Raw genomic sequence first — 18,745 nt, forward strand, 5'->3', positions numbered from 1 at the left:
CACCATGTTGAAAGTGGCGATCGTCCTGCTACTGCTGGCTACCCTGGTGAGCCTGTTCAGCGGCCTGTTCTTCCTGGTCAAGGACCAGGGCCATGGTTCCCGCGTGGTCAATTCGCTGACCGTCCGCGTGGTGCTCGCCGCGGCGACCCTGGCGCTGGTCGCCTGGGGCTTCTACAGCGGCGAGCTGAACAGCCACGCGCCCTGGCATTTCTGATTCCCCCGGTGGCGGTCAGATCACGTAGACGAAGATGAACAGGCCGATCCAGACCACGTCGACGAAGTGCCAGTACCAACTGGCGGCCTCGAAGCCGAAGTGGTGCTCGGCATCGAAGTGACCGCGCAGGATGCGGATCAGCATGATGCTGAGGATCAGCGCGCCGAGGGTCACGTGGGCGCCGTGGAAGCCGGTGAGCATGAAGAAGGTCGAGCCGTAGATACCGGCGCCGAGGGTCAGGCCCAGCTCGTTGTAGGCGTGCACGTACTCCTCGGCCTGCAGAATCAGGAAGGCGATCCCCAGCAGCACGGTCAACGCCAGCCAGGCCTTGAGCGGGCCGCGCTTGTTCTTCTTCAGGGCGTGGTGGGCGAAGGTCACGGTGAAGCTGGAGGTGACCAGCAGGATGGTGTTGATCAGCGGCAGCTTCCACGGCTCGATCACCGCGCTCGGCGGCGGGAACAGCTTCGGGTCCGGGGTCTGCAGCAGCGGCCAGCTGTACTGGAAGTTCGGCCAGAGCATGTGCGCCACGCCCTTGGCACCCTCGCCGCCGAGCCAGGGACCGGCGAAGTGGCGGACGTAGAACAGCGCGCCGAAGAAGGCGGCGAAGAACATCACCTCGGAGAAGATGAACCAGCTCATGCCCCAGCGGAACGAGCGGTCCATCTGCGCGCTGTAGAGTCCGGCGCGGCTCTCGCGGATGACGTTGCCGAACCAGCCGAACAGCATGTAGGCGATGATCAGCCCGCCGACGAAGAAGATCCACGGGCCATGGGACTCCTTGTGGCCGGCGGTGAGATCGTTGAACCAGGTACCCAGGCCGAACACCGTCACCAGCAGGCCGATGCTGGCGATGATCGGCCACTTGCTCTGGGCGGGGACGTAATAGTGTTCGTGGCTTGCCATGTTGTTCTCCTTATCGTCCCGCAACCGGTACGGGCGGCTTCCGCGCAGTGATATCGAAGAGGGTGTAGGCCAGCGTCACGTGCCGCACATCCTTGGGCAGATCGCGGTCGACGATGAAGCGCACCGGCATCTCGATGCTCTCGCCGGGTTGCAGCACCTGCTGGGTGAAACAGAAGCATTCGGTCTTGTGGAAGTAGGCGGCGGCCTCGGCCGGGGCGATGCTCGGGATGGCCTGCGCGGTCATCGGCTTGTCGCTCGGGTTGCGCGCGTAGAACACCATCTGGTTCACCGCGCCGGGATGCACCACCAACTGGTCGCCGGCGGAGCGGAACTCCCAGACCATGTCGATATTGTTCGAGGTCATGAACTGCACCTTCACCTCGCGCCCGACATCCACCTGCTGCTCGCCGCTGTAGGCGCTGCCGGCGGTCTTGCCGTTGATCCCCAGGGCGCGGCACATCACGTCGTAGAGCGGCACCAGGGCGAAGCCGAAGGCGAACATCAGCACGGTCACCAGCAGCAGGCGGCCGACCAGGCGGCGGGTATCGACCTTGGCATCGCTCATGGCGCGCTCCTCACTTGACCTCGGGCGGGGTGCTGAAGGTGTGGTAGGGCGCCGGCGAGGGGATGCTCCACTCCAGGCCCTCGGCGCCGTCCCAGGGCTTGGCAGGGGCCGGCTTGCCGCCGCGGATGCACTTGATGACGATGAACAGGAACAGCAACTGGGTGGTGCCGAACATGAAGGCGCCGATCGACGAGACCATGTTGAAGTCGGCGAACTGCAGGTTGTAGTCGGGGATCCGTCGCGGCATGCCGGCGAGGCCGACGAAGTGCATCGGGAAGAACGCCAGGTTCATGCCGATGAAGCTCATCCAGAAGTGCAGCTTGCCGAGGGTCTCGTCGTACATGTGGCCGGTCCACTTCGGCAGCCAGTAGTAGGCCGAGGCGAAGATGCCGAAGATCGCGCCGGGCACCAGCACGTAGTGGAAGTGGGCGACCACGAAGTAGGTGTCGTGGTACTGGAAATCCGCCGGGGCGATCGCCAGCATCAGTCCGGAGAAGCCGCCGATGGTGAACAGGATGACGAAGGCCACGGCGAACAGCATCGGCGTCTCGAAGGTCAGCGAACCCTCCCACATGGTGGTCACCCAGTTGAACACCTTCACCCCGGTGGGCACCGCGATCAGCATGGTGGCGTACATGAAGAACAGCTCGCCGGTGACCGGGATGCCGACCACGAACATGTGGTGCGCCCAGACCACGAAGGAGAGGAAGGCGATGCTGGCGGTGGCGTAGACCATCGAGGTGTAGCCGAACAGCGGCTTGCGCGCGAAGGTCGGGATGATCGCACTGACCGCACCGAAGGCAGGCAGGATCATGATGTACACCTCGGGGTGGCCGAAGAACCAGAACACGTGCTGGAACAGCACCGGGTCGCCGCCGCCGGCGGCGCTGAAGAAGCTGGTGCCGAAGTGGATGTCCATCAGCATCATGGTCACCACGCCGGCCAGCACCGGCATCACCGCGATCAACAGGAACGCGGTGATCAGCCAGGTCCAGACGAACAGCGGCATCTTCATCAGGGTCATGCCCGGGGCGCGCAGGTTGAGGATGGTGGCGATCACGTTGATCGCGCCCATGATCGAGCTGATCCCGGCCAGGTGGATGGCGAAGATGAAGAAGGTCACGCTGTGCGGGGCGAAGGTGGTCGACAGCGGCGCGTAGAAGGTCCAGCCGAAGTTGGGACCGCCGCCGGGCATGAACAGGGTGCTGACCAGCAGGCCGAAGGCCGCCGGCAGCAGCCAGAAGCTGAAGTTGTTCATCCGCGGCAGGGCCATGTCCGGCGCGCCGATCATCAGCGGGATCATCCAGTTGGCCAGGCCGACGAAGGCCGGCATCACCGCGCCGAAGACCATGATCAGGCCGTGCATGGTGGTCATCTGGTTGAAGAACGCCGGCTCGACGATCTGCAGGCCGGGCTGGAACAGCTCGGCGCGGATCACCATGGCCATCGAGCCGCCGAGCAGGAACATCATGAAGCTGAACCACAGGTAGAGGGTGCCGATATCCTTGTGGTTGGTCGTCAGCACCCAGCGCATCAGGCCCTTGGCCGGTCCGTGGTGGTGGTCGCCGGCATGGTGGTCGGGCGTATCGATCACAGCACTCATGGCGGTCTCCTATTGTTGTTTCTGCTTGTAGGCGACGACGTCTTTCGGGGTGACCATGTCGCCATCGTCGTTGCCCCAGGCGTTGCGCTCGTAGGTGATCACCGCGGCCAGGTCGACCTCGTTGAGCTGCTTGCCGAAGGCCGCCATGGCGGTGCCGGGCACGCCGTTGAAGACCACTTCCAGGTGGTGCTCCTTGGGCCCGGTGACGATCTTCGAACCCTTCAGCGCCGGGAACATCGGCGGCATGCCCTGGCCTTCGGCCTGGTGGCAGGCGGCGCAGATGGTGTGGTAGACCTTGTCGCCGCGCGCGACCAACTCTTCCTTGGTCCACTCCTTGCTGGTCAGTTCCTTGACCTTCGCCGCCTCTTCCTTGCGCTTGGCCAGCCACTGGTCGAACTCGGCCTTGGGCTTGACGTCGACCACGATCGGCATGAAGCCGTGGTCCTTGCCGCACAGCTCGGCGCACTGGCCGCGGTAGATGCCGGGCTCGTCGACCTTGGTCCAGGCCTCGTTGACGAAGCCGGGGATGGCGTCGCGCTTGACCGCGAAGGCCGGCACCCACCAGGAATGGATCACGTCGCTGGAGGTGATCAGGAAGCGCACCTTGGTGCCCACCGGCAGCACCAGCGGCTCGTCCACCTCCAGCAGGTAATGCTCGTCCTTCGCCTGCCGGTTGTGGATCTGGTCCTGCGGGGTGGCCAGGTTGCTGAAGTACTCGACGTCCTGGCCCAGGTACTTGTACTGCCACTTCCACTGGTAGCCGGTGACCTGCACGTCCAGCTCCGGCTCGGAAGTGTCGTAGATGTGGATCAGGGTGCGGGTGGCGGGCACCGCCATCACCACCAGGATCACGAACGGCACCACCGTCCAGAGGATTTCCACCGTGGTGCTCTCGTGGAAGTGCGCCGGCTGCTGGCCGGTGGAGCGGCGGTGGACGATCATCGACCAGAACATCGCGCCGAAGACCAGCACGCCGATCACCACGCAGATCCAGAAGATGGTCATGTGCAGGTCGAAGACGGACCGGCTCACCTCGGTAGCGCCCGGGGCCATGTTGACCGTCCAGGCGGCATTCGCCTGGCTGATCGCCGAGAGCAAAAGGAAGCCCATCCAGACTCGTGGATGTCGCAGCATTCGGGTTCCCCTTATCGTTGTTTTTATCCCGCCGGCAGACGCCAACGGCCAAGGGGTGGACCGCCAAGACAACGAACTTTGACCGTCGCACCTCGGCACACAGCAAGGCAGGCCGGGTTCATCAGGTTCAGCATTCGAGTGGGAGTATAGACAGCGGCTGCGACATAACAACGCAGCGTAAAAACGTCGCTGGAAAGTGCCGATTCTTCTCTAAAAGCCGCGAGCGGCGTGGCTTTGCAGGCGAATGGTGGCCGCCTGATATATCATCCTCGCATAACCACGAAGCGATTATGACAATCGCGTCTTAGCCGGCGCGCGCCGCCGGCTATGTTTCTCCTCTTCTTCACCATCCCCGTTGTATGGGAGAACCCATGAACACCGCCGCCCTCCGTGAACTCATCCAGCAGGCGCACCTCAGCGAAGCCCGCCACGGTCACCTGGCTGATCTGATAGCCAGCCGCCTGCCCCGCCTGCATCGCACCATCCAGCCGCAAGGCGAGAACACGGAAGACATACTCACCCGCTTCGTCCACGCCTACGTCGAACAGGTACCGGACCTGCTCGACGCCGCCAACAGCGTGGCCCGCGAAGCCGGCATCGAGGAACGGATCAAGCCGGTGCTGAAGGTCGCCGAGCAGTTCTTCCTCACCCCGCCGGCGTTGCTCGCCGGCCACGACGGCCTCGACGCCCTGCTCGACGAAGCCTACCTGGCGCACCGCCTGGTGGAAGAAGTGAACGACCGCTACATCGCCCACTTCGGCCAGGCACTGATCCCACTGGACACCACCGTAGCCAACCTGGTGGCCCACCAGTTGATCGGCGAGCCCTTCGCCAACCGGCTGGACGAAGCCGTCCACCATGCAGTGGAGAACATGCTCGACGCCACCACCTTCGACGCCGACTCGGCCCGCGCCTACCGCGAGAACCTGAAGAACCCGCGGGTGGTCGCCGCCTGGCAGCAGTGGCCGTGCCTGTCGAAGCAGCTCGGGGTGGAACTCAGCCTGGGCTGACCGCCCCGCCATTGCGCGCGCCGCCCAACCCGACGTTGCCGCGCAGGCGCCCTTCCAGGCGACGCTTCAAGGCGCGCGGTTCGATCACCAGGCGCGAGCCCTGCACCGGTGCCATCCGCCCCCAGTCCTCGAGCAGCTCCATGCAGGCATGGTCGACATAGCTGAGGTTATCCATCGGTACGTGCAGGGTGGTGCCCGGCTTGACCTCGTCGAGCACCCGCGACAGCGCCGGCACCTTGAGGAAAGTCGCGGCGCCGCTCAGGCGCAGCTCGGCTTCGTGGTCGCCGGTGTAGCGCAGGGCGATCTTCAGCCGCGCCGCCTTCAGCACCAGCTTCAGCAGGGTCAGGGCGAAGCCCACCAGCACGCCGGTCAGCAGGTCGGTGAAGACGATGGCCAGGGCGGTGGCCGCGTGCACCAGCATCGGCATCCGGCCGTAGCGAGAGAGGTTGCCGAGGGCCTTGAAATCGACCAGCTTGACCCCGGTATAGACCAGCACCCCGGCCAGGCTCGCCACCGGAATCTGCCGCAGCAGGCTGCCGAGCAGGAGGACGAAGGCGAGCAACCAGAGGCCGTGGAAGATCGCCGAGGCGCGGGTTCGCGCACCGGCGTTGACGTTGGCCGAGCTGCGCACGATCACCCCGGTCATCGGCAGCGCGCCGAGCAGGCCGCAAAGCATGTTGCCGACCCCCTGGGCGGACAGCTCGCGATCCATGTCCGAGCGCGGGCCGTCGTGCAGGCGATCCACCGCCGCCGCCGAGAGCAGGGTCTCCGCACTGGCGATGAAGGCCACCACCACCGCCGCCAGCAGCAGGGAGGGATCGGCCAGGGCCAGCAGGTCGGCCGGGCGTAGCCAGTCGATGGCCTCGCCGAGGTTGGCCGGTACCTCGACCCGCCGCACGTCCAGCGCCAGCCAGAGGCTGGCCAGGGTCGCCAGGCTCACGCCGAGCAGCGCGCCGGGTAGGAAGCGCAGGCGTTGCGGACGCAGCTTGTCCCAGCCCCACATCACCGCGATGGTGCCCAGCCCGAGCAGCGCCGCGTCGAGGCCGCTGTCCATGCCCAGCGAACCGAGCGCGGCGAACGCCGCCTGGGGGAATGCCAGCAGGTTGTCGAGGCCGGACGCCTTGGGCGCCAGGTCGAGCATCACGTGCAATTGCGAAAGGACGATGAGGATGCCGATGCCGGCGAGCATCCCGTATACCACCGCCGGCGAGGTGACCCGGAACCAGCAGCCCAGGCGCAGCCGCCCGGCGAGCAGCTGGATGGCGCCGGCGAGCAGCAGGATCGGCCCGAGCATGGCCACCCCGTAGGTACGCACCAGTTCGAAGACCAGCACCGCGAGGCCGGCCGCCGGGCCGCTGACCTGTAGCGGCGAGCCGGCCAGGAAGCCGACCACCAGGCCACCGACGATGCCGGTGAGCAGGCCCTTGGCCGGCGGCATCCCGGAGGCGATGGCGATGCCCATGCACAGCGGCAGGGCGACGAGGAACACCACCACGGAGGCCATCAGGTCCCGCGGCAACGTGTCCCGGAGGGACGGAAACACCTTTGAAACATGCATGGCACAGTTCTCCTGCGAATTTTTTCCACGACGAGGGAGCGACGCCAGGACCAGGCCCGGCGCCGGTTGTGTGTGCGCAGTGTGTTTTTTCTTGTAATAGCGACCCGTTCAGCCCCGGAACGGGGCTTCCCAGAGGTCGTCCATGGCAGGAACGGCGAAAGGTGACGCGAAAACGCTGTTGTTATCCGGCGGCCCGCACGGCCGCCGCTATCACGAGTTCAGGTAGCGCGGCGCGGGCGTGGCCATCGGCACCGGATGCTCGCCGTCGAGGGGCAGGAAGCGACCCTGTTTGGCGTCGTAGGCGCGGATCTGCGCACTCTCGATGTCGTACACCCAGCCGTGGATGAACAGTTGCCCACTGGCCAGGCGCGAGGCCACCGAGGGGTGGGTGCGCAGGTGATCGAGCTGGGCCACCACGTTCTCTTCGGTAAGCACCCCGAGGGTGTCGTGGCTGGCGCCGCAGTCGCAGTTGTCCGCCACCACCGTGCGCGCCACCTCGGCGTGCCGCAGCCAGGCCTTGACCGTCGGCATGCGTTCCAGGGTCTGCGGGTCGAGCACGGCGCGCATCGCCCCGCAGTCGGAGTGGCCGCAGACGATGATGTGGTGCACGCCCAGCGCCAGCACGGCGTATTCGATGGCGGTGGAGACGCCGCCGTTCATCTGCCCGTAGGGCGGCACCACGTTGCCGACATTGCGGGTGACGAACAGGTCGCCGGGGGAACTCTGGGTGATCAGCTCGGGAACGATGCGCGAATCCGCGCAGGTGATGAACATCGCCCGCGGCCGTTGGCTGTTGGCGAGCTTCTTGAACAGCGCCTGCTGCTCGGGAAAGACCTCCCGGCGGAAATGCTGGAATCCATCGACAATCCTTTTCAATGCGTCGTCAGCGCTTTCCTGCTCTGGAGAATCGGACTTAACGCCCCGCATACGGTCTGGCATGGTTCGGAACCTCGATGAATGGATCGATTGAATTTTCCCACGTCTGCCGACGCTTTCCCCATAGGAAAAAGGCACAACAAACGCAGAGCGACCTACGTGACCGACCGGTCACTTCTGGTGCTCAACGCTAATGCCCGAAGCTTAACCATAAATTAAAAAATCCCTCTATCTCGCACGTTGTCAGCTTTTTTCACGATATTTCCAGAGGATGTCGACAGGCTATCATGGCAAACGAGTGGCATTTCCATTCGTCCCGCATAAGTAGTGAAAGGTTTCAGTCAACCGGTTGGCTACGTGCAGGGAAATTCGTCGAATGGGAAAATCCGGCGCACCGCGCCAGCGGCCATGACCTGGCCGCCCGGCGCCAGCCAGCTATCAGAACAGGTCCAGTTGGCGGCGCACCGGCGCACCGGTGGGGAACAGCGGCAGGTTCGGCACGAAGCGCGCCAGCAGGCACGCCGCAGCCATTCGCTGGCGTTGCTGGCCGTCACGCAGGACCTGGCGGCAGCGCGCCTCGCCCAGAGGTTCGCCGAGCAGGTAGGCGCGCCCGGCGACGAAGCGTGCGCCGTGGTCCCGCCACCAGGCGGTAACCCGCGCCGCGTCCGGCCAGGTGAGGTTCTCATCGTCGTCGAGGGCGACGTCTTCGTCGTCGGGATCGTCGTTGGGGCCAGGGTCGTAGTCGGGCAAGGCCTCCAGCTCCAGGTCGAGCAGCGCCAGGTCGGCGCCGGTGATCAGGCTGAAGGCCTCGCCGGCGACCCGCGCCAGACTCTCGTCGCGCATCTGCTGGCTCAGCCAGGGCACCGCCACCGGATCGCCGAACAGGCCGGTGGCCTGGATGCCGATCCGCCGCGTGTCCGCCGCCTGCATCAGTTGGCGAATCCAGGCCATGCTGGTGTCGCGCGGCTGCCAGGCGAGCAGCACCCTGGTCGCCGGCAGCTGGAACGGGCCGGGCTGCCCGGCGAACGCACGCAATGGCCCTAACGCCTCCTCGTCGCCCATCTGCGCGGTGGCCCAGTTGGCCCAGAAGCGCAGGCTCGGGTCGTCGTGGGCGCGGTAGGCGCGGATATTCGCCATCAGGTCGCGCCGACGCAGCTCGCCGGCGGTGCGCGCGGCGCGCGCCAGCACCGCCGGGTCGGCGTGGCCAAGGGCGGACAGCAGCGCCGGCCCCGGGTCATGCCGGTGCATGCCGCAGGCGGCCAGGCCAATGGTGCGGAACAGCGGCTCGGGCGAGGCCAGCAGGCGCTCCACCCAGGGCCGCGCCTGGTCCCAGTCGAGCCAGCCGAGGGCTGCGGCGAAACCGCGCCGGGCTTCCGGAGACGCCGCAAGACAGGCGCGCATCCGTCCGATCAACGCATCGTCTCCTGCCTGCATGGCCAGCACCGCGAGGGCGAACGCCTCGCCCTGGGCGTGCGCGTCGAGTTGCTCGAGCAGGGCGTCATGGCCGGCCTGGCCGGCGATTGCCAAGCCGTCTAGGTGCGCCTCGATGCGCTGATCGAGTTCGGCCAGCTCCTCCAGGTCGTAGTGCGGCGCGCGCACGGCATAGTCGCGGAGCAGGGCGAGGAAGGCGGCTTCTTCGGCGTGCAGGGCGACCATGTCGCTCACGACGCTTTCCATCAGCCTTTCCAGGCGAACCGCTGGATCATATCCAGCACGCTGTATCCTCCCGCCTCGAAACAGCGCGGATCGTCATACGGCAGCGCCCACAGCTCACGCATGCGCTGCGCGCTCAACCAGGCCGAACGTACCCCGGTGATCGAGCCGGGCCGCCGACCGTGCAAGCTCATCTCGGGTTCGACCAGGCGCTGCAGCACCTCGTCCAGCTCGATACAGCGAAACCGGCCCTCGTCCTGAAGCAGGATGAACGCATCGGCGTCGACATGACGTACCACAGTCATGCAGACGGCCAGGAAGTCGCGCTTGACCTGGCCATCGAACTGGCCGCCGCTGCCATCCTCGAATTCATGGATCGCGGGATAGGCGCGGTCGCTGAAGTTGAACTGAAGGCCGCCGCGCTCCGCCTGCGCATCGACCGGAAAGCTGCACAGGGCGGCGAAATAGCGCCCCTGCCCGAGCCGAAGCTCCACTTCCAGCCGCAACCAGTCATAGCGCTGCAGGCATTGTTCCAACGACGCGCAATCGGTGGCGACGCTGCGGGTGTCGAGCCACTCCCCGGTGGCCGGGTCGACCACCAGCTCCGACACGCTTTCGCGCACCTGGGCGACCACCGCATGGCGGCGTCTCAAGGCCGCGACGACGGCCAACGCCTTCTCCTCCAGGGCCGCCCTGGGGAGCGATGGAAAGTGGATCGCGATCGGATACGAAAACGCCATGCGTCAGTGCTCCTGGATCTTTCCCGACATGTGTGCCTTGTTTTCCTTGCCGAACTTGCTTTCGAGATTGCCCCGCTGTCCCTTCGGAATTGCCACGTGCACCACGGTGCCCGGGCCGAATACATCCGACCGCTGCGCCAGCTGTTCTTCGCGCTTGAACTGCGAAAGCCCGACCTGGCCCCAACTGGCCTTGCACTCCTTGACCACGCCGTCGCGGGTAACCACATCGAACTCCTGGACCACCAGACCACAGTCGCGGCAGGTGATCTTTACCGCAACCTCTTTCGCCTGGGTCTGCTCGGCTACTTTCAGCTCGAAGCGCTCGCCCTTGATCAGGGTGTCGTAGGCCAACGCCGACTCGAACAGTTGTTGCTTCTGCGCTGGATTGCCAGCCTTGTCGGCTTCGTCCAGCATCCGGTCGAGCTTCTCCTCGTTGCGCTTCTGCACATTCTTCCGATGCTCGAGACGAGCCTGTTGATTGATCTCATGCTCCCCCTTGGGAGGATCGCGCTTCAGGTTGGCATGGGGACAGGAGGCGTCCTGGGCGACCCCTTCGGTAGTGGGCCCCGGAGGGGTCTGGGCCGGCATCGAGGCGTGGTTGTGCGTCGTCAGATCCATGTGCCGGTCGACGTTCTTCCCCTCGAACTTGACATCCATCGACCAGGAAACGAAGTACACCTTGCCCTTGATCCTGCTGGTGACGATGCCTTTCTTGGGCGCGTTGCCGGCTTCGTCGCCAGTGCTCTTCCGAAAGTAGCTCTTGTCCTTGAGCATCACTTCCTTGCCGTCGATCCGCACCGTCCGGCTGCCCCGCGTCATGTCCTTCGCGTAGCCGGTATTGGGATAGGGAATGGGTATCCCGGTCGGTGTCGCCGCAGTCTGCGGAGGCGTGAAACAGACGTCGGGAAACCTGGCGATCGACACCCCATCCCCCGCCTTGCAGGAAATCTCCCGATTGTTGGCGTACACCTCGTTGGCCATCAGGCAGCCCTCACCCGTCGATAGCTGAGCAGCGCGGCGGCGCGTTCGCCGGCGTCGTTGCCCAGGTGGCAGAACACGTTCGGCCCGTCGCCGTAGCCCTTGCGCGAAGCGGCCAGGGCCACGGCGAGCAACGCCGGGCCGATGGCCGCGCCGCATTCGCCGATGCAGTCGGCGGGGTGCCAGAGGTCGAACTTCGGCTTGCGCACGCGCAGGTTGCGGCTCAGGGCCAGCGAGGCCTCCTTGAAGTAGTACTGCTCGCCGGAAATGTCGCTGAGCCGGTAGTCCATCCGCTCCAGGCCGCAGCCGGCCTCGGCGAGGGCGGCGCGCACGGCCTGGGTCAGGCCGTCGGCGCGCAACGGCAGGTCCTCGCTCTCCACCGTGGCCATCTCGATGCCGAAGCCGAGGCCGATGCAGAGCAGCTGCGGCGCCTCCTCGTGGAGCGGCGCGGCGACCAGCACGGCGGCGGCGCCTTCGCCGGGAATGAAGCCGTTGGAGTTCTGGCTGCTCAGCAGCCGCTCGCGCGCTTCGTAGGCCGCCAGGGTCGGCCCGTTAAGGAAGGAGTCGACGCCGGCCACCAGGACCTGCCGGCAGCCGCCCTGGACCAGCTTGCGCGCGTTGAACAGGGCCACCGCACCACCGACCCGGCCACGGGCGATAAGCGCCGAGGAGGGGTGGAAGCGTCGTCCCAGCTCGTTTTCCAGGTCGCGCAGGAAGGACTCGTCGAGCCCCGCGCAGCGTCCGGGACGATCGCCCTCGGCGACGCAGAGCAGCAGCGGCAGCTCCGCGCAATCGAGACCGGGCTGGCCGTGCAAGGCCTCGTCGATGGCTCGCGCGGCCATCTTCAGCAGCTTGGCGCGGCCGCGCCAGGGCTGCTCCAGCGGCACGCTGGCGGCAAGCAACCATTCGCCGCCCTGGTCGATGAAACGGGTTTCCTGGAAGTTGTCCAGGGCGCAGCGGATCGCCGCGCAGCTGGCCGGCGCGCTGAGGCCGACCGCGCTGACCATGCCGGAGGCGACGATGCTCAGGACCTGGCTCATGCCTCGTCCTCCTCGGCCTGGCGGCTGCGTACCAGTGCGGCAAGCGAGGGGTAGTAGTCCTTGCCCAGTTCGCGGGCACGCCACCAGGCGCTCGACATGGTGCCTACCAGCACCTGGGCGATCTCGAACAGGTTGCGCCTCAACGGCCGGCGGATGCGCCAGGTGATTTCCACGCGACGGGCGTCGCAGTCCACCAGCAGGGTATCGATCCGCGCCTGCGCGGTTTCGTGGCCACCCTTTTTCAGGAAGAAGGTCACCGGCACCTCCCTGCGCGGCACGCGGAAGGCCGCGCGCTCCTCGCCGGTGAGGTTGAGCAGCAGGACCTCCTCGCCGCCGCGCAGATGGTCGGTCCACTGGTCGGCCGGCGCGGACTGGAAGTAACGCTCGTCGAAGTCGGCGGGCAGGAACGGGAAGCACTCGGCCAGCCAGGCGTCGTCGTAGCGGCCGGCAAAGCCGACCCGGGCCTGCCAGTGGCGGCCGAGCGGGCCGAGCGCCATCGGCGTGAAGCGGCCGTGGGGGCTGTCCACCGGCTCGCCGAGCTTTTCCGTGGCCGGCATCGGCGTGCCGACGATCGCGGCGGTGTCGGCGCTGCGCGGGAACCAGCCGCATCCGGCCGGATTGGCCATGTAGCAATCCATGAAACCGGGGTTGTCCGGCGAGGCGTGGCTGCCGCCGAAGGCACTGGCGTAGGAAATGTCCTGGCGCTGGAACGGCTGCGCGACGCCCGCGCCAGCACCGAGCAGTCCCGGTTCCCACTGGCGCGGCCCATGCACCGTCAGCGCCTTGCTGACCCGGCCGACACGGATGCCCGCGGTCAACTGTTGTACCGGCCGACCGCCGGGCGCCTGGGCGCTGCCCAGCACCAGCACGTCGCAGAACGGCTTGAAGGGGGCGAACTCGCACTCCCGGCGCGGTGCGGAAAGCCCCGGCTCGCCATAGAATTCATCGACCATCAGCAGCGCCTGCTGCTCGTCCAGCAGGCGTGCCTCGCGGCCGTCCAGCGGCAGGTCGAAGCTGCCCTTGGCGATCACCACCAGCGACTCCCGGCCCTCGGCGTCGAGCCCCTGGTTGTAGGCGGCGGCCAGCGGGGTGGCGTTCAACAGTTCCATGTCCGGCCCGCCGCGCTCAGTTGATCTGCACCGAACCGCCCTTGATCCGGTTGACCCCGGTGGAGCGGCTGGAGAGGTAGGCGCCATGGATGATCACCTTGCCGGCACGGGTCAGGGTGATGCTGGCCTTGCCGCAGCGCAGGACGATCTCGCGTTCGGCGCTGAACTCCAGGCGTTCGCCGTCCAGCCGGGCGGACGCTTCCTGCGGCAGGCGCTGGATACGCCCGATCACCAGTGGCTGGCGCGGGTCGCCGGCGACGAACAGCAACGCCACCTGGGCGCCGATATCGGCGCGGCCGAGCTGCGCGGTGGTGGTGGCGGCCAGGCCGTGCTCGCTGGGGCAGCCGGGGTAGGCGACCACCGGCGCGGCGGCGTCCGGTACGTCGAGGAGGATACCGATGACCACGCCGTCGAGGCGGGCGGGGAGGGCCGCCGTGACCCCAGGTAGATGGATTTCGACACTCATGCGCTGCACTCCCTGGCTCTGCGCCGCTTCAGTTCTGGAGAATCTTGCGACCCTTCACCACCACGTTCTTGTCCGCCAGGACGTTGACCTTGCCGGAACCATCGATGGTGATGTTCTTTCCGCTGATGATGATGGTCCCATCCTTCTTCAGGTGAATGCTCGCCGCGCCGGTCACCAGAGAAATGGCGTCTCCCGCATCGAGGCTGAAACTCCGTCCCACGTCCAGGCTGTCGGTCTTCGCCACCGAAGTATTGCGTCCCTGTCCGACACTGCGGGTCTCGCTCCCGCCGATCCGAGTGGTCTGGTCGCCGCCGATATCGATGGTCTCGTTGGCGCCCACCGACTCGCTGCGGTCGGCGCCGATGCTGATGGTTTCGTTGTTGCCCACCGACTCGCTACGGTTGGCGCCGATGCTGATGGTCTCGTCGTTGCCGACGTCCTCGGTGCGATTGGCACCGATGCTGATCTTCTCGTTGCTGCCGACCTTCTCGGTGCGGTCGACGCCGATGCTGATGGTCTCGTTGCTGCCGACGTCCTCGGTGCGGTTCGCGCCGATGCTGATCTTCTCGTTGTTGCCGACCTTCTCGGTGCGGTCGACGCCGATGGTGATGGTCTCGTTGTTGTCCACGGTCTCGGTGCGATCGTGCTTCACATGCACGGTCTCGTCGTGGTCGATGGTCTTGGTCCGGTCATGGCCGACCCAGTGGCTCTCGTCGTTCTCGACCTCGATGTCCTGATTCTTCTCGGCATGGATGAACAGCTGCTCGGCGCCCTTCTTGTCCTCCATGCGGATCTCGTTGAAGTTGGCCGGCGTGCCGCCCTTGCTCGAACGGCTCTTGGTGCCGCTCTGGGTGGCATTCGCCGGCAGCTCGTAGGGCACCGTCTGCTCGGCGTTGTAGACCCGCCCGGTGATGATCGGCCGATCCGGGTCGCCTTCGAGGAAGCTGACGATCACTTCCTGGCCGATCCGCGGGATCTGCACCGAGCCCCAGTTCTTCCCGGCCCAGGCCTGCGAGACGCGCATCCAGCAGGAGCTGTTCTCGTTCGACTGGTCGTGGCGATCCCAGTGGAAATGCACCTTGACCCGGCCGTACTGGTCGGTCCAGATCTCCTCGCCCTTGGGACCGACCACCACCGCGGTCTGTGGGCCGCGGACGATCGGCAGCGGGGTGCTCGGCAAGGGGCGGTAGGCCTGCCCGGCATCGATGCAGTCCAGCTCGCTCTCAAACTGCGCGCCCACCCCGCCGCCGCCGGTCTCGTAGAGTTCCTGGACCACCCGGTACTCGGCGCCGACCACCAGGTACTCGCGGTTCTGGTCCTCGCGCGGGTAGCCGCTGAGCTTGAACAGGTGGCCCGAACCCAGGCCGCGGGCGCGGCCGCGCAGGCGCACCCGTTCGTAGCGCGCCTGCAAGGCTTCGATACGGGTCCGCGCGTACTGCTCGCCGTCCTGGCTCTGTACGTATTCGCCGGGATAGTCGTACAGCGGGTAGTCGGCCGCCGCATGCGAACGGGCGATATTGGAGCGCACCTCCAGGCGCGCGCCGGGACGCTGGAAGTCGTAGTCGTTGAGGCTCAGCGAGCCGGACTGCACCTCGCGCGCCATGTGCCAGTCGTAGAAATGGTCGCGCTCGCGCTGCTCCAGGGTCGGCGGGTAGTAGGGCACGCTGGCGTAGTTCGGCGGGCTCTGGTGCGCGCCATAGGCGTCGGATAGAACCAGGATGTGCCGATTCCGCTCGTGGCGGAACCAGTAGTAGATGCCTTCCTGTTCCATCAGCCGGCTGACGAAGTCGAAGCTGGTCTCGCGGTATTGCACGCAGTATTCCCACTCGCGGTAGGAGCGGCTCAGGGCGTCCTCGAAGTCGGAGAAACCGAGGTCGCGAAACACCTGCTTGATGATGTCCGGGACCTTCTGGTTCTGGAAGATGCGGCAGTCGGAGGTGCGCGTCAGCAGCCACAGCCAGGGGCGCAGGGTGACCTGGTAGCTGGCGAACTGGCCGTTGCCGGAGCCCTGGCTGCAGGCGGCGACGATACCGTGGAAGAACCGTCGGCTGCCGTCGTGCAACTCCAGCGCCAGGCTGGTCGGCTTGCCCAGCAGCCCGTCGAATTGCAGGTCGGGGTCCTCCGAGATCAGCTCCAGCTCGTAGACGAATGGCCGGCCGAGTTCTTCGCGACCCTCCATTCGCTGCAATTGCAGGACGTCCGCGCCGAGCGGACTGTCCACCCGGACCAGGCGGTTTTGTTGCGCAAGTGCCATGAAATCATCCTTGATCCACGTACGGTCGGCGGTGCCGCGCACGCGGCTCCACCCAGCCAGCATAGGCGCTGATAGCGCGGGAAGGAGGGGTGCAAGGCACATATCCGACGAGCGCACGACCGACGGCGAGCAGGCAGAACGCCAGCATCCGGGCGTCCGCGCAACCAGTTAATCCTTGATTCCTCAGGAACATTCCTTGAAGATTTTCCCTCGCAACGACTCACGCAGAATCCTAGGGAAGGGGTTAACACTGTGACGCTCTATCGCCTCCACGAAGCCGATCTCGAGATTCCCGATGCCTGGCAGGACCAGAGCATCAACATCTTCAAGCTCCCCGCCAGCGGCCCCGCCCGCGAAGCCAGTTTCGTCATCAGCCGCGACGCCAGCCAGGGCGACGCGCCGTTCGCCGACTATGTCGCCCGCCAACTGGAGAACGCCGAGAAGCAATTGCCCGGCTTCAAGCTGCACAAGCGCTGGGACATCAACATCCACGGCCACGCCGCCGTGCTCCTCGACTACCAGTGGCAGCGCGAGGGCCGCGACCTGATGCTGCGCCAGGTGTTCATCGAGCGCCGCCCGGCGGTGCTGATCACCACCCTGACCACCACCCCGGGTGACCTGCCGCACCACGAGCCGGCCTGGAAGCAGGCGATGCAGACCCTGGTCCCGCGCCCGACCCCTAGCTGATTCGAGTGCCGACGCATGGATGCGCAAGCCGCCGCCCGACTGGGCGATGAGATAGCCCACGGTTTCGGTGTCGCCGCGATGGTCGCCGGAGCCGTGGCCGGAGCCCTGATCGGCGCCGCCGTGGTCGCCGCCACCGCCGCCACCGGCGGCCTGGCCGCGGTGATCCTGGCCGGCTCGATCGCCGCCGGCGGGCTGTCGATGTTCCAGATCGTCAAGGGCCTGACCACCATCTTCGAGCTACCCGAGCCGACCACCGGGGTGCTCATACGCGGCAGCTTCAACGTCTACGTGAACAGTCGCAACGCGATGCGCGCCGGCGACGACGTTTCCGCCACCTGCAGCGGCCTGCCGCTGAACCATCCGCTGTGGCCGTTCCCGGTGCTGATCGCCGAAGGCAGCGCGACCGTGTACATCAACGGCAAGCCGGCGGCGCGCCTGCAGAGCAAGATGGTCTGCGGCGCGCACATCAAGACCGGCAGCCAGAACACCTTCATCGGCGGCCCCACCGAGCGGGTGGCCTTCGTCCTCGATCTGGAGGAATGGCTGCACACCGGCCTCGAGGCGCTGGGCCTGGCGGCCCTTGCCGGCGGCCTGCTGCTGGCGGCGATGGCCGGGGTCGCGGCGCTGGTTGGAGTGGTCGCCATCGGCGGCCTGATGATGGGCGGCATGGCCCTGCTCGGCGACCTCGGCGACCGCCTCGGTCCCGGCTACCGCGACCTGTTCCAGGGCGTGGCCGGCATGGCGCTGCTGGGCTTCGGACCGAAGATGGCACGGCTCGGCAACGCACCCAAGGGCGCGCCGAAGACCCAGGTGCCGAAAGGCTTCGAGAAGGTCTATGGCAAGGCGCCGGCAGCCAAGGCCGAGATCGACGCGGTGGCCGACGGACTGGCGGCGAAGCACGGCGGCAGGGTCGCCAAGGCACCGATCAAGTCGCGCGAACGCGCCATGCAGAAGATCAACAACGACTACAAGGGCGATCCGACCAAGATCAAGGATCTGGCCCGCAACACCATCATCGTCGAAGGCGACAAGGTGAACACCGTTGCCGCCGAGCTGGCCAACCGCGGCGCCAAGGTCAAGGTGATCGACGGCAACGCCGACCCGCTCGGCTACAGCGGGGTGAACTCGACGATGAACACCAAGGCCGGGATACCCGGCGAGATCCAGGTCAACTCGCCGGAGATGATCTACGCCAAGGAGTCGGAGGACATGGCTCGCATCCTCCTCGGCAACGACACCTACGACGCGGTGGCGGCCAAGGCCGGCGTACCCGGAGGGCAGGGCCACAAGTACTATGAGGACTGGCGGGTACTGGATCCGAAGTCCCCGGAGGCCCAGGCCATCGCCGAGAAGAGCCGGGCGTACTACGACGCAGTGAGGAAAGGCAATGGCAATTGAAAAGGGCGAAGCGTTCGCCAGGCGCGATATCTACATCGACTACGACTTCGAAGACGTCACCTACCGCTGGGACCATCGGCAGGGCACGATCCACGTGCGCTTCTACGGCGAAGCCGAATCCCCCGAGCCGGTTGAGCACGACAACCGCCTGTTCAACGATGCGCTGCGTTTCGGCCGGGAAATCACCCGCGAGGAGTACGAGACGGGCTTTCCCAAGGGCTGAAGCGGCGCAGCCATGTCCCCCGTGAACTATGTCGAACGCGCCCTGGCGCTGGTCGCCGAGCGGCTGGCCCGGCATCCGCAATGCGGGATGCTGCTCTCCGTGGAAAAGCAGTTGCTGTACCTGAAAGCCGTGCTGCTCGACCGCAGCCTGGACCGTTCCGCGTTGCACCGGCTGAGCTTCGGCGGCATCGCCGGGAAAGAGTTCGAGGAGACCGACCCGGAACTCGCCAGGGCCCTCAAGGACGCATTCTACGTCGGCATACGCACTGGCCGCGGCCTGAAGGTCGATCTGCCCTGAGCGCAACACCATCGGTCTTGAGCGACCGCCGCTTCTG

Annotated in this window: 19 protein-coding genes; 6 read left to right on the forward strand and 13 right to left on the reverse strand. The window is 66.4% G+C overall.

Annotation, left to right across the window (positions count from 1 at the left end; genetic code table 11):
• Window positions 1–4: 4 nt before the first annotated feature.
• Window positions 5–214, forward strand: coding sequence for a twin transmembrane helix small protein (locus AC4OR5_RS00780; RefSeq protein ID WP_003110653.1), 210 nt, complete (start codon window positions 5–7; stop codon window positions 212–214).
• A gap of 15 nt (window positions 215–229) precedes the next feature.
• On the opposite strand, the gene AC4OR5_RS00785 is transcribed toward AC4OR5_RS00780, so the two are convergent.
• The 4 genes from AC4OR5_RS00785 to coxB are packed head-to-tail and all read right to left on the reverse strand — an operon-like array spanning window position 230 to window position 4,419.
• Window positions 230–1,117, reverse strand: coding sequence for a cytochrome c oxidase subunit 3 (locus AC4OR5_RS00785; protein ID WP_003083728.1), 888 nt, complete (start codon window positions 1,115–1,117; stop codon window positions 230–232).
• A gap of 10 nt (window positions 1,118–1,127) precedes the next feature.
• Window positions 1,128–1,682, reverse strand: coding sequence for a cytochrome c oxidase assembly protein (locus AC4OR5_RS00790; RefSeq protein ID WP_003083725.1), 555 nt, complete (start codon window positions 1,680–1,682; stop codon window positions 1,128–1,130).
• 10 nt (window positions 1,683–1,692) lie between these two features.
• Window positions 1,693–3,285: a cytochrome c oxidase subunit I gene (ctaD, locus tag AC4OR5_RS00795; RefSeq protein WP_003083723.1), complete on the reverse strand. Its 1,593-nt coding sequence runs from the start codon at window positions 3,283–3,285 to the stop codon at window positions 1,693–1,695.
• Window positions 3,286–3,294: 9 nt separating this feature from the next.
• Window positions 3,295–4,419: a cytochrome c oxidase subunit II gene (gene coxB, locus AC4OR5_RS00800; RefSeq protein ID WP_003101203.1), complete on the reverse strand. Its 1,125-nt coding sequence runs from the start codon at window positions 4,417–4,419 to the stop codon at window positions 3,295–3,297.
• Window positions 4,420–4,790: 371 nt separating this feature from the next.
• On the opposite strand from coxB, the gene AC4OR5_RS00805 reads away from it, so the two are divergent.
• A complete protein-coding gene (locus AC4OR5_RS00805) occupies window positions 4,791–5,429 on the forward strand; it encodes a hypothetical protein (protein ID WP_003083705.1) in 639 nt (212 codons plus the stop codon).
• Here the strand turns inward: AC4OR5_RS00805 and AC4OR5_RS00810 are convergent.
• The 9 genes from AC4OR5_RS00810 to vgrG1b form a co-directional block, all read right to left on the reverse strand.
• The gene (locus AC4OR5_RS00810; RefSeq protein WP_116271272.1) at window positions 5,416–6,987 is read right to left on the reverse strand and encodes a SulP family inorganic anion transporter; all 1,572 of its coding nucleotides are present in this window, start codon (window positions 6,985–6,987) and stop codon (window positions 5,416–5,418) included. The genes AC4OR5_RS00805 and AC4OR5_RS00810 overlap by 14 nt on opposite strands.
• A gap of 210 nt (window positions 6,988–7,197) precedes the next feature.
• Window positions 7,198–7,926: a carbonic anhydrase gene (locus tag AC4OR5_RS00815; RefSeq protein ID WP_003083701.1), complete on the reverse strand. Its 729-nt coding sequence runs from the start codon at window positions 7,924–7,926 to the stop codon at window positions 7,198–7,200.
• 375 nt (window positions 7,927–8,301) lie between these two features.
• Window positions 8,302–9,540, reverse strand: coding sequence for a TIGR02270 family protein (locus AC4OR5_RS00820; RefSeq protein ID WP_058159894.1), 1,239 nt, complete (start codon window positions 9,538–9,540; stop codon window positions 8,302–8,304).
• Window positions 9,540–10,256 (reverse strand): hypothetical protein, encoded by a 717-nt coding sequence (locus tag AC4OR5_RS00825; protein ID WP_033984525.1) that lies wholly within the window; start codon window positions 10,254–10,256, stop codon window positions 9,540–9,542. The genes AC4OR5_RS00820 and AC4OR5_RS00825 overlap by 1 nt, the downstream gene beginning before the upstream one ends.
• 3 nt (window positions 10,257–10,259) lie before the next feature.
• A complete protein-coding gene (locus tag AC4OR5_RS00830; protein WP_079866799.1) occupies window positions 10,260–11,237 on the reverse strand; it encodes a DUF4150 domain-containing protein in 978 nt (325 codons plus the stop codon).
• Window positions 11,237–12,274, reverse strand: coding sequence for a beta-ketoacyl synthase N-terminal-like domain-containing protein (locus AC4OR5_RS00835; protein ID WP_058159893.1), 1,038 nt, complete (start codon window positions 12,272–12,274; stop codon window positions 11,237–11,239). The genes AC4OR5_RS00830 and AC4OR5_RS00835 overlap by 1 nt, the downstream gene beginning before the upstream one ends.
• Window positions 12,271–13,383, reverse strand: coding sequence for a DUF2169 family type VI secretion system accessory protein (locus AC4OR5_RS00840; protein WP_033984523.1), 1,113 nt, complete (start codon window positions 13,381–13,383; stop codon window positions 12,271–12,273). The genes AC4OR5_RS00835 and AC4OR5_RS00840 overlap by 4 nt, the downstream gene beginning before the upstream one ends.
• A 16-nt stretch (window positions 13,384–13,399) precedes the next feature.
• The gene (locus AC4OR5_RS00845; protein WP_023126819.1) at window positions 13,400–13,849 is read right to left on the reverse strand and encodes a DUF6484 domain-containing protein; all 450 of its coding nucleotides are present in this window, start codon (window positions 13,847–13,849) and stop codon (window positions 13,400–13,402) included.
• A gap of 28 nt (window positions 13,850–13,877) precedes the next feature.
• Window positions 13,878–16,103, reverse strand: a complete 2,226-nt coding sequence (gene vgrG1b / locus AC4OR5_RS00850; RefSeq protein WP_058159912.1) for a type VI secretion system spike protein VgrG1b — start codon at window positions 16,101–16,103, stop codon at window positions 13,878–13,880.
• Between the two features lie 252 nt (window positions 16,104–16,355).
• Here vgrG1b and eagT6 point away from each other — a divergent pair, with 252 nt between their 5' ends.
• From eagT6 to AC4OR5_RS00870, 4 genes are read left to right on the forward strand one after another with little or no spacing between them, the layout of a single operon-like run.
• Window positions 16,356–16,790, forward strand: a complete 435-nt coding sequence (gene eagT6 / locus AC4OR5_RS00855) for a type VI secretion system effector EagT6 (RefSeq protein ID WP_021263788.1) — start codon at window positions 16,356–16,358, stop codon at window positions 16,788–16,790.
• A gap of 15 nt (window positions 16,791–16,805) precedes the next feature.
• On the forward strand, window positions 16,806–18,188 hold the full coding sequence (tas1, locus tag AC4OR5_RS00860; RefSeq protein ID WP_003083691.1) for a T6SS effector (p)ppApp synthetase Tas1: 1,383 nt from the start codon (window positions 16,806–16,808) through the stop codon (window positions 18,186–18,188).
• Window positions 18,178–18,411: a T6SS immunity factor Tis1 gene (gene tis1 / locus AC4OR5_RS00865; RefSeq protein ID WP_003083689.1), complete on the forward strand. Its 234-nt coding sequence runs from the start codon at window positions 18,178–18,180 to the stop codon at window positions 18,409–18,411. Before tas1 ends, tis1 begins: the two co-directional genes overlap by 11 nt.
• Before the next feature lie 12 nt (window positions 18,412–18,423).
• Window positions 18,424–18,708 (forward strand): immunity protein Tsi6 family protein, encoded by a 285-nt coding sequence (locus tag AC4OR5_RS00870; protein WP_003111794.1) that lies wholly within the window; start codon window positions 18,424–18,426, stop codon window positions 18,706–18,708.
• Window positions 18,709–18,745: the final 37 nt, after the last annotated feature.

This window comes from Pseudomonas sp. YA1, assembly GCF_058680555.1.